General features: G+C 38.8%; 12 protein-coding genes and 3 pseudogenes. 2 read left to right on the forward strand and 13 right to left on the reverse strand.

The window, feature by feature from the left end; all coding sequences use genetic code 11:
• Positions 1-40: 40 nt before the first annotated feature.
• From BM130_RS15150 to BM130_RS15785, 3 genes are all read right to left on the reverse strand, one after another.
• The gene (locus BM130_RS15150) at positions 41-1,111 is read right to left on the reverse strand and encodes a TonB-dependent receptor domain-containing protein (protein ID WP_052298968.1); all 1,071 of its coding nucleotides are present in this window, start codon (positions 1,109-1,111) and stop codon (positions 41-43) included.
• A 54-nt stretch (positions 1,112-1,165) separates the two neighbouring features.
• A complete protein-coding gene (locus tag BM130_RS15155) occupies positions 1,166-2,398 on the reverse strand; it encodes a TonB-dependent receptor (RefSeq protein ID WP_052298969.1) in 1,233 nt (410 codons plus the stop codon).
• 259 nt (positions 2,399-2,657) lie between these two features.
• Positions 2,658-2,852 carry a DUF4372 domain-containing protein gene (locus BM130_RS15785; protein WP_074964246.1) on the reverse strand — a complete coding sequence of 65 codons (195 nt, stop codon included), beginning with the start codon at positions 2,850-2,852 and terminating at the stop codon, positions 2,658-2,660.
• A gap of 168 nt (positions 2,853-3,020) precedes the next feature.
• Here BM130_RS15785 and BM130_RS02705 point away from each other — a divergent pair, with 168 nt between their 5' ends.
• The gene (locus tag BM130_RS02705; RefSeq protein WP_010528675.1) at positions 3,021-3,878 is read left to right on the forward strand and encodes a hypothetical protein; all 858 of its coding nucleotides are present in this window, start codon (positions 3,021-3,023) and stop codon (positions 3,876-3,878) included.
• Positions 3,879-3,913: 35 nt separating this feature from the next.
• On the opposite strand, the pseudogene BM130_RS02710 reads toward BM130_RS02705, so the two are convergent.
• The 10 genes and pseudogenes from BM130_RS02710 to tnpB (BM130_RS02745) all read right to left on the reverse strand — a co-directional run.
• A pseudogene (locus tag BM130_RS02710) lies at positions 3,914-4,441 on the reverse strand (IS66 family transposase); the annotation flags it as partial.
• Between the two features lie 286 nt (positions 4,442-4,727).
• Positions 4,728-4,868, reverse strand: coding sequence for an IS66 family insertion sequence element accessory protein TnpB (gene tnpB, locus BM130_RS02715; protein WP_139217717.1), 141 nt, complete (start codon positions 4,866-4,868; stop codon positions 4,728-4,730).
• Positions 4,869-5,491: 623 nt separating this feature from the next.
• The gene (locus tag BM130_RS02720) at positions 5,492-6,556 is read right to left on the reverse strand and encodes an alpha/beta hydrolase-fold protein (protein ID WP_237706148.1); all 1,065 of its coding nucleotides are present in this window, start codon (positions 6,554-6,556) and stop codon (positions 5,492-5,494) included.
• Between the two features lie 376 nt (positions 6,557-6,932).
• Complete coding sequence (locus BM130_RS02725; protein ID WP_010528050.1) at positions 6,933-8,843, reverse strand: alpha/beta hydrolase-fold protein; 1,911 nt, start codon at positions 8,841-8,843, stop codon at positions 6,933-6,935.
• Between the two features lie 534 nt (positions 8,844-9,377).
• Positions 9,378-9,665: a glycosyl hydrolase family 8 gene (locus BM130_RS15610; RefSeq protein ID WP_010528049.1), complete on the reverse strand. Its 288-nt coding sequence runs from the start codon at positions 9,663-9,665 to the stop codon at positions 9,378-9,380.
• A gap of 517 nt (positions 9,666-10,182) precedes the next feature.
• Positions 10,183-10,350: an endo-1,4-beta-xylanase gene (locus tag BM130_RS15790; protein ID WP_138956910.1), complete on the reverse strand. Its 168-nt coding sequence runs from the start codon at positions 10,348-10,350 to the stop codon at positions 10,183-10,185.
• A 70-nt stretch (positions 10,351-10,420) separates the two neighbouring features.
• A pseudogene (locus tag BM130_RS15615) lies at positions 10,421-10,843 on the reverse strand (endo-1,4-beta-xylanase).
• Positions 10,844-10,984, reverse strand: a complete 141-nt coding sequence (locus tag BM130_RS15250) for an endo-1,4-beta-xylanase (protein ID WP_138956908.1) — start codon at positions 10,982-10,984, stop codon at positions 10,844-10,846.
• A gap of 452 nt (positions 10,985-11,436) precedes the next feature.
• Positions 11,437-11,964, reverse strand: a pseudogene (locus BM130_RS02740) (IS66 family transposase); the annotation flags it as partial.
• Positions 11,965-12,250: 286 nt separating this feature from the next.
• Positions 12,251-12,391: an IS66 family insertion sequence element accessory protein TnpB gene (gene tnpB / locus BM130_RS02745; protein WP_139217717.1), complete on the reverse strand. Its 141-nt coding sequence runs from the start codon at positions 12,389-12,391 to the stop codon at positions 12,251-12,253.
• Between the two features lie 638 nt (positions 12,392-13,029).
• Here tnpB (BM130_RS02745) and BM130_RS02750 point away from each other — a divergent pair.
• Positions 13,030-14,949 carry a glycoside hydrolase family 97 protein gene (locus tag BM130_RS02750; RefSeq protein ID WP_010527910.1) on the forward strand — a complete coding sequence of 640 codons (1,920 nt, stop codon included), beginning with the start codon at positions 13,030-13,032 and terminating at the stop codon, positions 14,947-14,949.
• Positions 14,950-15,196 lie beyond the last annotated feature (247 nt).

The raw sequence follows: 15,196 nt of genomic DNA on the forward strand, positions 1-15,196 counted from the left end.
TTTTAAACAGGTGATGCCCAAAAGTTATTCATCGATACAATTAAAATTCAATTTTATAGCTAACAAACGGGATTGCACTATAGAAGAATTCATTCTCAACTTCCTGTGAAATCAAATTATAACGTTTTCCCTGATATTGGCGCCCGGCCAGATTTTTGACTTGCAGCGCAAACACCGATGACGATTGCCTGGCATTGATCCGGTAAGTAAATGTTACATCGGTCAATGCCTCCAGATTGGAATAGCGGTCCACAAAGGGAAGATCTTCATCATACACAATTTCTCCGGCTATGGCTGTGGCTGCCTCATCTACAGGATGATGCCAGAAAGGTCCCATAAAAGTAACCTTGAAATTTAATCCCAACAAATTTTTCTTTCTCACATCCCACTCTTTTCCGCCCAAAAGGTTGACCACATATTCACCATCGTATCGGGAACGACGCTCCACGCCATCACCCCCGGTATATTTGCTGTCGTACATCGAACCTGTAACCATATAATAATATCCTTCATTCAGGAAACGCTCAACAGTGAGGTCAACACCCACATTTCTGCCTGTTCCATCGTTTACCAATGCCTTATCAAAGGTCCAGTCGCTTCGAAAGTTCAGCATCGAATAGGCGGTTCCCTCTTCCACCGGCACATCGTAAAGTTTTTGATAATAAGGTTCAATCTTTATTCTGAAATTAGCGGAAGGCGACCAGTCATATCCCACAACAAAATGGTGGGCACCCATTCGTTTAAGTCCTTTGTTAGGATGAATAATTTCACCGCTCTCATCATTGATGCGGCTCACGAAGTAGACAAACAACGGCTCTACCTGGCTGTGATTTCCATATCCTGCCGAAATCCTGTGATTGGGATGCCACTGCCAGGCGGCAGATACCCTTGGCTCTATTCTCAATTCCTCGTTCAATTGAAACCAGGAAGCATTCGCCCCGCCGGTAAAAAACAGGTGGTCGGTTATCATATACTTTGCCTGCGCATTGGCCGACAATAGCCAACTGCTTCCGGAACCATCCAGAAAAGACACATAATCGCCCGTTTCCGCAATACGAGAATCACCTGAAAGATCAAAAAACATATTGTCAGCGTCAACACCCCCCTTCATGGAAAAACGGGAACTAATTTTATGGGTAAAAATCGAAGAGAAAACCAACCGACCTTATATCTGCTCCACAAAAAGTTTAGGAAATAACAAATCCGGAATCGCATCATCCAGTCTGATTTTTTCTTCATACACATGTTGACCGGTATTCACGGCAACGGTCGAAGTCAAATAGGTGGTTTCCGAAAGAGCCTTTCTATGAGTAACTCCCATAGCTCCCATATTGTATTCAAAACGCATCTTTTCCCTGTCCTCAGGATATTTCCATTTATTGGGTTCGTCAAAGCCACTGGAAGTACTTTTGCTAAGGCCTCCTATGCCCCATAAAGAAAAAATTCCCGCATCGCCTGCCGGCATATTCACCTTAAACGACAAATCCTGATAGACGGGAATTTCAGTTCCTTCTCGTGTCTCGGGCAAAAAATCAAAAATTAATGCCATGGTGGAATAACGGTAATTAAACAAATAAGAGCCCCCGGACTTTTTCCGAAAAGGACCTTCTGCAGCGGCTTCAATACCCTGTACCCCTACCTGAGCGGCAAATTCCTGCTTTTGATTATTGCCATTGCGCAGCTTCATATCAAAAACGCCGGCAGTAGCGTTTCCATATTCGGTAGGAAAGGCACCCGTATAAAATTCAGAATTGGACAACATTTGACTGCTAAACATGGTCAATCCTCCTCCACCAGCCACATTGGAACCCGAGAAATGACTAGGAACAGGAATATCCACTCCTTCCAGCCGCCACAACAATCCCTTGGGCGCATTACCCCTGACAACGATGGCATTATTATTGATTCCGGCAGTGGTTACGCCTGCAAAATTGCCGGCCATACGTCCCGGGTCATCCAAGGCGCCAGCATATCGTCGCGCCTCCTCTACCGAAAAAGTGCGGGCACTTACCACTGCCATACTGTTCACCGGACGGTCTTTCCTATAGCCGGAACTGACAACTACCTCGTTAAGTTTAGAAACGGCCTCCTCCATCTCCACTTTCACAACTACCTCTTTTCCTGAACCCACCAAAAGCTCTGAAATAACTGCCGGTTCGTAACCGATAAACCTTACCTGAAGCGTATAGCGTCCCACCGTTACATCTGGCAGCTCAAAACGACCATCCATATCGGTAGAGGTTCCGGCTCCGGTCTCCTCCAACACCACATTTGCACCGGGAAGCGGCATTTTTGTAATAGCATCCACCACCTCACCCCGAATTGTTTGTACCGGATTCTGGGACATTAACAAAACATTTACCAATAGCAATATTAAAATGCATACATTTATTTTCATAATTATCGAATTTTGAATGGCACAAAGAAAAAATAAATTTTATAGATCATCAAATCTTATCCACCCCAACAATTTTAATTACAAACAAATACCCTCACCCATGGTAATCCTATTTCACTTCAGGACGACTGAATATTCGACTATAAAAAGGGATTATTCTTTACATGCAATACAAAACCATGCTGTCCAATTCTGAATAAGCACGGCATTTGAAGTTCTAAATAATTAGGGTTACCCTATGCCAGATGCAAACCGTTGGTTACATTTTATGTATGTTCAACCTGGAAAGCAGACAATACAACATGGTTATTAAATGTATCCAACAATCATTTCCTTTGTTGTGTTTGTCAGCTTCGTATCTCTGAACCGGTGTTTTAAATGAATTTCGGCATAAGGTCTGAACAAATTGTAGAAATAGTGTTATTTTTGGCTTCATAGCCAATTGGTATTTCATGTTCCAGAACCCCAAAATATTTGCTAAAAGTTATTCCGGAACTTAGTTGGCTATATTTTGGACAGATGTGAAAAGACATAAAAAAGCGGTTTTACTATAATCGCAAACTCAACAAACCAAATATTTAAAATTCATCTATTTTCTATCCAACCAAAAAGTTTCTTAATCATGAAAAAAAATCTCTTTTTAGTGATTCTTCTTACTGTATTGGGAATCTCATCCAACATTTTTGCTCGGCCCTATTTTGACAAAGAGAAAGATTTACTCCTCGCATGTTTCGATCTGAAACCCGACGAAGATGATGTACATGCAGCTGCAGCTCTTGCATGCATGCTTCAGCATCCTGATTTATCAGGTATTCAATACTTTGCGGTAGCCGGGGCATACGGTATCCAGAACGGAAAATACATCCATACAGCCACCCCCGAATTCTTCAACAACCTTTTTGGACATAAAAACAAAAAATGGACCGATGCCCATGAAAACCGAGACCAATCGGTGAAGAAAGTTCGAAAATTGGTTAAGAAAACCCTGAAATCCGGAGGCAAAGTGTTTATACAGGAAGCCGGACAATCTGACTTCACCCACGATATGCTTAAGGCACTTATTGAAGCCGGTGTTGATCGTAATGTGATTAAATCCAAAGTTATTGTTGTACAACACAGCAATTGGAACGAAGATAAATCCGATCAAACAAAACTGGAATGGGTAAAAAACAATACCTATTACGTCAAAATTGATGACGGAAACAGCCCTGACAACAATACGCCCGGTTACAACAATAAAAACACCCGTTTCATGACACAGGCTCTTGCCTCTGAAAATCCCAATGCCAAGGCAAGATCTTTTTGGGAACAAGCCAATAAGATATGCAAAGGATGGGAAGCATCCTGGGAGAATCCTACAATCGCAAATGGGGGTGTCGACTTTTCCGATTGCGTTGAAAACTGGTGGATTTTTGATTTAAAAGATAAGACCGACAGTATTGCTAAATTCTGGGAAAGATATGTAATCAATAAACCTTGAATTCAATTTTTATCGGTATCCACCCGAGCAAACGCTTATTTTTGGAGTAAACTTTTATCAATAAATTGCGGCAAAAGCTCTTTGAAATTTTCGGAAGGTGGGGTGTGAATGTTTTCCATCACGTACTTCAACCACTTTTGAGGGTCGATTTCAAGGTTCTTGCAAGTGCCGAAAAAGCTGTAGAACATAGCGATATTTTTGGCAGCATCGTGTGAGCCGGCGATCAAATAGTTCTTTCGTCCCAAAGCCAGAGGACGAATGGCGTTCTCCACCAGATTACTGTCTATCTCCAACATTCCATTGGTTAGATAGTTTTGCAGACTTGTCCATCGGTTTTTGCAATATTCAAAAGCATTGCCCAAAGGACTTCTTGGCATAACAGAACCTTTGTGTTTATTAATGTATGTCCCTATTTCATTGATTACAGGCAGTGACTTTTCCAGCCGCAGGGCATGTCTTTGCTCATGAGATAAATTTTGATCCCGTGCCATGGCTTCAATAGCATAGAGAAGCTGAATCAGACTAAGCTCATGAAAGGCTCGTTCTTTATTGTTTTTCAATGCAGCTTTAATCTTGTTTTGATTAGCTTTTTCGTCCTCTTTGGTAATATATTTTTTACGGATATAGCGATTTTTGAATAACTTGGCAGGCATATAATCCAACTCTTCAGTAATTTCCTGACCAATAATATCATTTCGGTGGTGAAATCTTTAAAGGAAAGACCTTCCAAAATCATTATCAACTCTTCCCGGATAATAAGTCGTGATGGTGCCGGTTTATCCCCCTGTCAAAAGAGTACCTGCTTCGCTCCGGGCGTTTGTAAAACATGGTAAAACCATCACCGTCTCATTACAAGAGTTTGATATGCGTTCCGGCACGATTGATAAAGATAAAGACGGAACCACTTGCAGGATCCTGCTTCAGTACATTACGTACAATTCCGGCAAGACCGTCAAAGCCATTACGCATATCAACCGGATTGCAGCACAAATAGTAATCTAAGTTGGCACTCAGTCCAATGATGAGTTAGTAAATTTTCAGGCACATGCCATTGGGAAAAGTTAGTATCATTTGGTTCAATCGGTTTTCTTGTTGCGATGGTTCCGGCGTTGGTGCCGAAGATTCTGCCATAGCGAAAGAATCCATTATGGGTTCCTGAACATCAAATGTGCCAAGATCAATCAACATTAAGCCCGGGTCGCTTTCTGTTTTTTAGTTTTTTCAAGGGCTTTGTATTTGCTTACCCAGTATTGCATTTTCGAACGTGTTACTCCAATTTGTTTGGCGCAACTTCCTATTGTCTGACCACTTGCCTCCTGTAGAACCACATGCTCAAGCTACGGTGCAAAGATTTTATGTGTTTCATGATTTTTTTGTGACAAAGCTAATAGCCACTGTCATGACAGAAAAAATGGGTTTGATGGGTGGATACCATAAATTTAGACTGTTACTATTATTCAATGTTTATCTATAAGACTCAAATAGTTTTTTCCAATCATGCGCCAGTTTGGAAAATGACAGTTACAAGACATTTAAAACTGCATACCTATCAGTATGGATGAGCAATTTAATCGTAAGCTAAATATACCAAATTATGACATTAAGAAAAGACACTATTTAAATAACAATTGAGCAAACTGATACAGACTTCTTCTCCAGGTATGGAATTCGTGTGCTGTACCATCTGAGATGTAAGAAACAGCATGGTATCCAGCATTTTTTAATTCGTTAACTGCTTTTTTCACCCATTCAGGATTTTCTTTACTACCACAGCTAATAAACACAAGCTTCAATGTCTCATATTCTTTGAAGTCCCCGGGTCGGTATACACCCCCGCTAAATAATCCTAAATATGAAAACAAATCGGTCCTATTCAATGAAATAAGCCTTGTTTCAAAACCACCCATTGACAACCCTGCCATGGCTCTATTCTCTTGGTTGGCTAAGGTGCGGAAATTAGAATCGATATAAGGAATGAGATCATTTACCAATACAGATTGAAAAGGCAAAATATCAAAATCACGCAAGCGACCGAACTCAATTTCATTAGTCATTCCATAAGCCATCACGACTATGAATGGTTTGGCTTTTCCTTCGGCAATAAGATTGTCCATAATAAAATTGGCATGTCCCTGATTGGGCCATGAAGTCTCGTTTTCGCAATAACCGTGTTGAAGATATAAAACAGGGTAACGTTTTGAAATTTCTTTCTCATAACCAGGAGGTGTATAAACAAAGGCCCTCAGAGTTTTTTGGGAACTTTTCGAAGGAAAACGGATTTCATGCACATGACCGTGGGGAACATTCTTTACTGCAAATATTACTTGGTCATTGGAAGGAATCTCAATCCCACTACCCCATCGACAAGCACCAAAAAACAACATTGCACCTGGATCGGGCACCGACGCACCGTCAATATTCAGCTGATAGTAATGGAAACCAATATCTTGGGGATCCGACACTCCAGTCCACATTCCTTCTTCATCTTTTACCATGTCGTATTTTACACCACCGATGTCGAGCTTTACATATTTGGCATCGGGGGCAAAAATTTTTGTCCGAACACGGCCCTGGGAGTTAACCATGGGATATTCATGGCCTGGCTGGTTGATATATGAAGGTTCAAAATCTTCGATTACCATATCATTTGATTGGGCCAAACAAAAAAAGTCAGCCATTAAAAATGTTGTTAAAAGTAAATTGATTTTGTAGTTCATAAAAAATCTTTATTATTTAATTATTCTCAAAGATTTATATAACACATTTTTCTGCTCAAGAAATATCACTATCAAGACTAGGAAAGTCTGAAAATAGGGATTCCCTAAAATCGGGACAAGTAATTTCAAGGCAAGCAGGGTACGTCTAATGGAACTATATAGACAGAGACTACGTATTTCAACCGGTTTCAATTCGGAAACTCTTATTCACAACTTGCTTCTGAATAGTAAGTTTAAATTTTTTTCGGTTTCAAATTCGTTGATTTGAATTCAGCGTTAAACGATGTGCTTTCTCAGTTTACTTTAAAAGTTTTCATCCCTGCAAGGAAGAAATTATTCATTTAAAAAGTACCTGCACAAAATTATATAGATTGTTTCTCCAAACTGGCCATGTGTGACCTCCGGGATATTCACTGTAGGTATAATCAATGTTTAATTCATCAAACTTTGACATCATCCTTTGACAGTTATTCCAAGCAATGTCTTCTTCTCCGCCTGTTGAAATCCAAAAATTAGCCAAGTTTTTGTTTATATTATCCACATTTTCACTCATAAATTTATATTGATCGGTAGCAATATCATTGTGTAAATTCATAATCCATCCAGAACTGAATACACCGAGGCTTGAAAAAATATTTGAATTATAGAGGCCTGTATATAGGACTTGAATTCCCCCCATTGATAATCCTGCAAGAGCTCTATTTTCTGAATTGATTTTCGTTCTATAGTTATTTTCAACAAAAGGAATAACTACTTCTATAAGTTCCTTTTCAAAAATTTTCAACATTCCTTCACCCAAAGAAGGTAGCGGAATATTACCATCCACCATAACAACTATCATGGGTACTGCTTTACCTTCAGCAATGAGATTATCGAGAATAAGGTCAACTTTTCCTTGGGTAGCCCAAGCCCGTTCATCTTCACCTCCGCCATGAAGAAGATACAAAACAGGATATTCATGTTCTGAATCATCGTATCCTGGCGGCAAGTACATATAAATCTGTCTCCAACTGTTAGTAACTACGGAATAGTAGCGTTTAATACGAATATCCCCGTGAGGGACATTTTTGATGGTATAATAATCATCACCCTTAAAAGGAATTTCAATTCCACTTGTCATACGACCCATACCGTAGAAGGTCTCACTTGCTGGATCGGCCACTACAACCCCATCAATAATTAAAGAATAATAGTGAAATCCTTCTCCAAGAGAGTCAGTTGTAACTTGCCAAATACCCTCTTCTGTTCTAGTCATGTCGTATATTTTCCCAAGACTCAACTGAATATTTTTCACATCAGGAGCTTTAATTTGGAAAGTTACGGTTCCGTCGGGATGAATTTTGGGAAATTCAGCCGAACTAACATTGGTTTCTGCAGGTCGTCCAACATTACTTACGTCATCGAAAATCTCTTCCTCTATCGGCTTAAAAAGAAGCTGAGAAAACATATACAAACTATTTTTCCAAACGTTAAAATCGTGGTAGCCATGGTCAACATAAAATATATGAGGAATGCCCGACTTATTCAAATAATTATGAAAATTTCTGCTGATTTGAATCAGATTATCTTTATCTCCGCAAGACAACCATAAAAGATTAAGGTCTTTATCCCATTCTAATGGTTCAGGGATCAATTCATTGGGATTTTTCGTATTTGGGGCTGAAGAAAAAGCTCCCACCCATGCAAATTTGTCAAGATTGCTAAGACCTATATTCAGAGATTGACCTCCGCCCATGGAAAGACCGGCTATGGCTCTGAAATCACGGTTTTTTTTTACAGGGTAGGTATTTTCAATAAAAGGGATCAAATCGTTAATCAAATCTTTTTCAAATGTGGCAAATGCTTCTATTTTTTCAGGACTGAAAATATTTCCTTGTGCACGATCATTTTTCATTGCCCTGCCATTTGGCATGACAACAATCATAGGTTCTAATTTATCCTGCGAATAAAGATTATCCAAAATGATGCCTGCATTTCCATTTTTTGTCCATGCAAATTCATCGCCCCCTATACCATGCAATAAATAAAGAACCGGATACTCGTTTCTATAATCAAATCTGGGAGGTGTGTATACCAATGCTTTTCGGCTGTTGCCGACAGTATTTGATGGATAAGTAATAGTATCGATCTTACCATGAGAAATTTCAGGATTATAAATATCAAAACCAGTTGGTGCCGGGTTTACAGGGCTTTGAGCAAAGGCAACCTGAACAAGCAGCGAAAAGAGGGATAAAACTATTTTTTTCATAACATAAAAGTTTTTGTTTTTTAGAATAAACTTCCTTTTGAGTTGAAAATAAAAGTTTTAATTCTGTGTAGGAGTAAAAATTTGCTATTCCCCACACAAATGAGTTAGACAAAAAAGATAAAATAAACCATCGTAAAAAGGGTCAAAAAAGCCATCATCATAAGTTTCTTGTTTGGAATATCATATTTTATGAACGAAATCAATACATTTTTAGTTTTTTTTAACATTAACAAATGAAAGGATTGCAGAAGTTGATATCGACCAAAGGGAAATCCTCAGTTTTGAAGGATAATTACCTCCAGACAAAATCCATTCTAGAATTGAACCATCTAGGTTGTATTGATTTTCAAGAGTCTATTCCTTCTTCCCCAATAAAATTCTGGAATACAATAGTATATATCTGTCTCATTGTCCTCATAACCTTCCGGAACAAAAGAGATATGTTTATGCTACTTATAGATGATGTTGACGATATTACCCATCCCGTCTTTCTCCTACATAAAATCCACTATGTTTCGTTCTTTGGCATAATAATCAATCCCTTACCATTTTCCAACGATTCGATGCCAGCAAAAGAATAGTCACAAAATTGAATTCTCCATCGGAAGCACTTCCGTAGGAATTGGGTTGCATTTTTTCCGGATCAAAACTCAATGCAAAATATCCTTTCCGTGGACCTTCCTTATGATGAAGGAATTTTTTGGTCTCCCGCCAAATCCTGTCAAAAAACTCTTTCATGTTAAACTGAAAAGCAACCATCATACCATAAGAAAGGACATCTATACGCACGTCATGTTTTTTAAGGTCTGAAACGCATCCCATGGAATCACCAACTTCGAAATATATACGATCCGGACCTATAAAAAGGTTGTAATAAGTCTTTTCTGTTTTTTTTCAATTTCATTTTGACTGTAACGTGCTTCAAGAAAGAGGTTACGGAAATTTCTATTATGACATCCCATTTTTCCAAAACTCAGATTAGAATTCTTTTTATATTATCTACAACATTACAATCGCATTCTGCAAGCATTATGGACATAAGATTTAAGATAATTCTTATGCTAGTGGTTCTTTTACAAGATTTTTGAAAATAACTTGTTGCCATATTAATAATGTTCAATTCTATCTATTACCGGTTTTGGATTATTTTTTCTTAATAAAGAATAATCTGCTTTACCTCCTAACGGCCAGTTGTTTTTCCAAGAATTATTATCATTTACTCTCCCACAGGGTAATTCTGGATATATTATCCTTGTGTTATAGAATAACTAAAAAAAAGCACGGTAACGATTTTCGAAAGCTGCAAAAAACGAATCGCTCAGTCTTAGCTCATAAGGATTTAGATTTTTTTGTATTCGAAATTTACGGATAAATCCACCCTAACTCTTCTAACTTGAACAGGTAGAGCGGAAAGATCTAGTTCAGTAACCATTACCTTTATTCCATGATTTGAGTATTCTTCAATTATTTTTTTAAATTTCTGGATTGATGGGTACTCAAGACCAATGTGTCCCTACATTCTCAATAGCATTAATTCTTAAATTCTTACTCGCTGTTTAATTAACTTTTTTACCATTTTATTTAACAACTCCGTCCCTTTTTACAGATGTAGCCATTGAATAATCATTGTAATAGAGTTCAGCTTCAGGGTCGGTTTCATTAAAAAATTGGAATGCCAGCTTTATTTAGTCGTCTTCAACAATCTCGTAGAATTTGCTATTCCGGTAGGTACCATCCTCAAGGATAGCTTCATTCACCACATCCCTTCCATTTACTTTTCCCTAATTACAGCTAATCACAGTATGATTATGGGTTTTCATGCGTTCTATAAAAACCTCTTTGGAAACATCGTTGCCCACTTCATCATCAAAAAACCACCGCGCGGTTTGTGAGTGCCATACAAGTAAATAACCAACTATTAACATTTTGTTTTCTTCTCCGAATTTAACAAACTGATCAGCTAGGTCAAAATTAATTTTTCCTTTCCTAGGTTGAAGCATTCAACTTTTCATACAGTTTTCTTCCACAACAGTATTGAAGTGTTTTTTCACCACTTCAATGGCAGCAGAATCATACCCAATTATTTGGCAGGCATTTAGTGCTGTTTTAAAGTAAATTTTACCGCTAAAAGAATCTTTCATCGGCTTGGATTCATTGTTAACAAATTTAGCTAATGAATTGAAATTAAGTCCAACCAAAATAAAAATTAAAATAATAATGGAATTTTTCTTTTCATAATTTCTCTCATTTATCAGTGCCTAGCATTTTGGAATAGGATAACCTTTTGACAAACTTTCTTTACTTGATTTCTGTTGCTGACTTAAAAAATCAAATTACAATAGGAGTTGTTATCAAATTTCGGAAATAATCATGTCTATATTAATTTATTAATTCGACTCTTTTATAATTTAAAACCTAGTCAAAATAATTTAACGAATCAAAAATAGACAATACATATTTTGTAAATTTAAAAATTTAGATATTTCATTTAAGATTTTAGATATTTATAGCCCACCTGTAGCCTTTCCCCGAAAACCGGACAGCTTAAAATTAGACAAAAAATTAATTTTAAGGTATCCGCCCGAGCAAATGCTTATTCTTGGAGTAAACTTTTACCAATAAATTGCGGCAAAAGCTCTTTGAAATTTTCGGAAGGAGTGGTGTGAATGTTTTCCATCACGTACTTCAACCACTTTTGAGGGTCGATTTCAAGGTTCTTGCAAGTGCCGAAAAAGCTGTAGAACATAGCGATATTTTTGGCAGCATCGTGTGAGCCGGCGATCAAATAGTTCTTTCGTCCCAAAGCCAGAGGACGAATGGCGTTCTCCACCAGATTACTGTCTATCTCCAACATTCCATTGGTTAGATAGTTTTGCAGACTTGTCCATCGGTTTTTGCAATATTCAAAAGCATTGCCCAAAGGACTTCTTGGCATAACAGAACCTTTGTGTTTATTAATGTATGTCCCTATTTCATTGATTACAGGCAGTGACTTTTCCAGCCGCAGGGCATGTCTTTGCTCATGAGATAAATTTTGATCCCGTGCCATGGCTTCAATAGCATAGAGAAGCTGAATCAGACTAAGCTCATGAAAGGCTCGTTCTTTATTGTTTTTCAATGCAGCTTTAATCTTGTTTTGATTAGCTTTTTCGTCCTCTTTGGTAATATATTTTTTACGGATATAGCGATTTTTGAATAACTTGGCAGGCATATAATCCAACTCTTCAGTAATTTCCTGACCAATAATATCATTTCGGTGGTGAAATCTTTAAAGGAAAGACCTTCCAAAATCATTATCAACTCTTCCCGGATAATAAGTCGTGATGGTGCCGGTTTATCCCCCTGTCAAAAGAGTACCTGCTTCGCTCCGGGCGTTTGTAAAACATGGTAAAACCATCACCGTCTCATTACAAGAGTTTGATATGCGTTCCGGCACGATTGATAAAGATAAAGACGGAACCACTTGCAGGATCCTGCTTCAGTACATTACGTACAATTCCGGCAAGACCGTCAAAGCCATTACGCATATCAACCGGATTGCAGCACAAATAGTAATCTAAGTTGGCACTCAGTCCAATGATGAGTTAGTAAATTTTCAGGCACATGCCATTGGGAAAAGTTAGTATCATTTGGTTCAATCGGTTTTCTTGTTGCGATGGTTCCGGCGTTGGTGCCGAAGATTCTGCCATAGCGAAAGAATCCATTATGGGTTCCTGAACATCAAATGTGCCAAGATCAATCAACATTAAGCCCGGGTCGCTTTCTGTTTTTTAGTTTTTTCAAGGGCTTTGTATTTGCTTACCCAGTATTGCATTTTCGAACGTGTTACTCCAATTTGTTTGGCGCAACTTCCTATTGTCTGACCACTTGCCTCCTGTAGAACCACATGCTCAAGCTACGGTGCAAAGATTTTATGTGTTTCATGATTTTTTTGTGACAAAGCTAATAGCCACTGTCATGACAGAAAAAATGGGGTTGGTGGGGTGGATACTTTTTAAGCTGTCCGGTTTGCGGGGACGCAACATCTCTATCGATCGGGACGAGTTCCAATCCAATAATTTTTACCTGAGTTCAAAAATCAAATATCCAAAATTGAAATTTTAAACATATTTTACCATCTATTTTTACTCATTAGAAAAAACTGAAAACATCGACATTCCCCTATACCGAATAATATTTTATAATCATGAAACAAATCCTGTCACTGATACTCATCTCCCTGATTCCTGTCTTATTATCAGCACGGAATGCGGAAGTAGTATCGCCAAATACAAAAATCAGAATTGAACTCCTTAATACCAATAATGATAAAACCGGGGAGTGGTATCTAAAGGTATATTTCGAAAACAACAAGCAGACTTCAGAAATAATTCCCAAAATTGAACTGGGGATATCCCGGAGTGATCAGGACTTTCATAAAAATCTGAAACTGCTTAAAATAAGCAGGCCAAAACAAATAGAAGAAGACTATATAACCAAACACGGGAAGCGTTCTCATCGCAATAATTCGGCAAATGAAGTAGTGGTTTCCTTTGAGAACCCGGACAAAACCAGGTTGAACCTCATCATCAGAGCATACAATGATGGTATGGCCTTCAGGTATCAGTTTCCTGAAAACGAAGGTAATTTTGCAATTAAAGATGAACTGACTTCATATATAATACCCGACAGCACCGAACGTTGGCTGCAGAAATTTGATCTGTCCAATGAAAAATTATTTGACCACATGAATAGCTCCGATATTCAGGGAAATTGGGGTTATCCAGCACTGTTCCATTCACCTGATCGTTCATGCTGGTATCTTGTTCATGAGGCAGACCTGGATCGAAACTATTGTGCCACCAAACTCAGCAATCTAAAAGACAAAAAAAGCTACAAAGTCACACTTCCTGCCCCTCACGAAGGTGAAGGTGAAGCCTTACCTAAAATCTCCCTGCCCTGGGAATCCCCCTGGCGGGTCATCATTATGGGAGAACTGTCAGACATTGTAGAATCCACCCTGGTTGAAGACGTATCCACCGCGTCGGTAATTGAAGACACGGACTGGATCAAACCGGGCCTGGTATCCTGGAACTATTGGTCGGACAACCACGGCACCAGGGATTATCAAACGGTAAAGAAATTTACCGATCTTGCAGCACGCATGGACTGGCCTTATACCCTCTTCGACTGGGAATGGGATGCCATGGGCAATGGTGGTGATGTGGAAGATGCAGCAAAATACGCCATCTCCAAAGGGATAAAACCACTTATTTGGTACAACTCAGGTATGTTTAAATGGATTACTGCAACGCCCATTGATCGCATGAAAACGCACGAAAACCGGATGGAAGAATTTGCCTGGTTAAAAGGCTTAGGGTTTGCCGGTGTGAAAGTGGACTTTTTCCTGAGCGAAAAGCAATACATGATTAATTACTATCTTGACATTCTGAAAGATGCTGCCAAATTTGAGATGATGGTCAATTTTCACGGCAGCCTTGTTCCCCGCGGATGGGCACGCACCTACCCTCACCTGATGACGATGGAGGCCGTAAGAGGAGCCGAGTGGTACAACAACAATCCGGAGTTAACCACCACAGCTCCCAAACACAACACAATACTGCCTTTTACCAGAAATGTAGTAGGGTCTATGGATTATACCCCGGTTACTTTCACCAATTCCCAACATCCGCACATCACATCTTACGGACATGAACTTGCTCTGGGTGTTGTTTTTGAATCTGCCTTTCAACACATGGCCGACCGCCCCGACGGTTATGACAATCTGCCTGATGCCGCAAAATTATTTTTACGCGAACTACCCGCAGCCTGGGATGACACGAAACTTATCGATGGTTATCCGGGGAAAGATGTTATCATCGCTCGAAGAAAAGGTGCCGGGTGGTATTTAGGAGGCATTAATGCTGAAGCACACCAGAACAAGAATAAAACACTAAATTTTAATTTTTTACCCGAAGGACAAAAATACAAACTCACATTGATTACCGATGGTGAATACGACACTGAATTATCCACAAGTTATCTGGTTGTCGACAAAAATTCTGAAATTGATGTAAAAATGCTACGTCGGGGAGGTTTTGCGGCCAGTTTAAAACCAGTACAATAATTAGTGCTTGTCTATAAACCCACAAAAATTACCACAATATGTATGTATATTCAGAAAATGCTGGTTACAAGGCTTGCGAAGCCGAAAAAAAAAAGTGTACTTTTCTTAAATGAGTATTTTGGCGGCAAGCGTAACACGACAAATGGGACTTAAGGGACAAACACAAGTTAACATTAAATCATTCTAAAATGAAACGAGCATGGCGACTTTCGCCACAAAAGGACATGTATAAAAGACAAAGGCAGAA

It is taken from the genome of Thermophagus xiamenensis (genome assembly GCF_900112795.1).
Lineage (GTDB): Bacteria > Bacteroidota > Bacteroidia > Bacteroidales > Marinilabiliaceae > Thermophagus > Thermophagus xiamenensis.

What these genes read in the sequence shown, in the direction of transcription:
- BM130_RS15150 (WP_052298968.1), bottom strand. Translation starts at nt 1,111, where the DNA reads ATGAAGGGGGGTGTTGACGCTGACAATATGTTTTTTGATCTTTCAGGT.
- BM130_RS15155 (WP_052298969.1), bottom strand. Translation starts at nt 2,398, where the DNA reads ATGAAAATAAATGTATGCATTTTAATATTGCTATTGGTAAATGTTTTG.
- BM130_RS15785 (WP_074964246.1), bottom strand. Translation starts at nt 2,852, where the DNA reads ATGAAATACCAATTGGCTATGAAGCCAAAAATAACACTATTTCTACAA.
- BM130_RS02705 (WP_010528675.1), top strand. Translation starts at nt 3,021, where the DNA reads ATGAAAAAAAATCTCTTTTTAGTGATTCTTCTTACTGTATTGGGAATC.
- BM130_RS02720 (WP_237706148.1), bottom strand. Translation starts at nt 6,556, where the DNA reads ATGGCTGACTTTTTTTGTTTGGCCCAATCAAATGATATGGTAATCGAA.
- BM130_RS02725 (WP_010528050.1), bottom strand. Translation starts at nt 8,843, where the DNA reads ATGAAAAAAATAGTTTTATCCCTCTTTTCGCTGCTTGTTCAGGTTGCC.
- BM130_RS15610 (WP_010528049.1), bottom strand. Translation starts at nt 9,665, where the DNA reads ATGGGATGCGTTTCAGACCTTAAAAAACATGACGTGCGTATAGATGTC.
- BM130_RS15250 (WP_138956908.1), bottom strand. Translation starts at nt 10,984, where the DNA reads ATGAAAGATTCTTTTAGCGGTAAAATTTACTTTAAAACAGCACTAAAT.
- BM130_RS02750 (WP_010527910.1), top strand. Translation starts at nt 13,030, where the DNA reads ATGAAACAAATCCTGTCACTGATACTCATCTCCCTGATTCCTGTCTTA.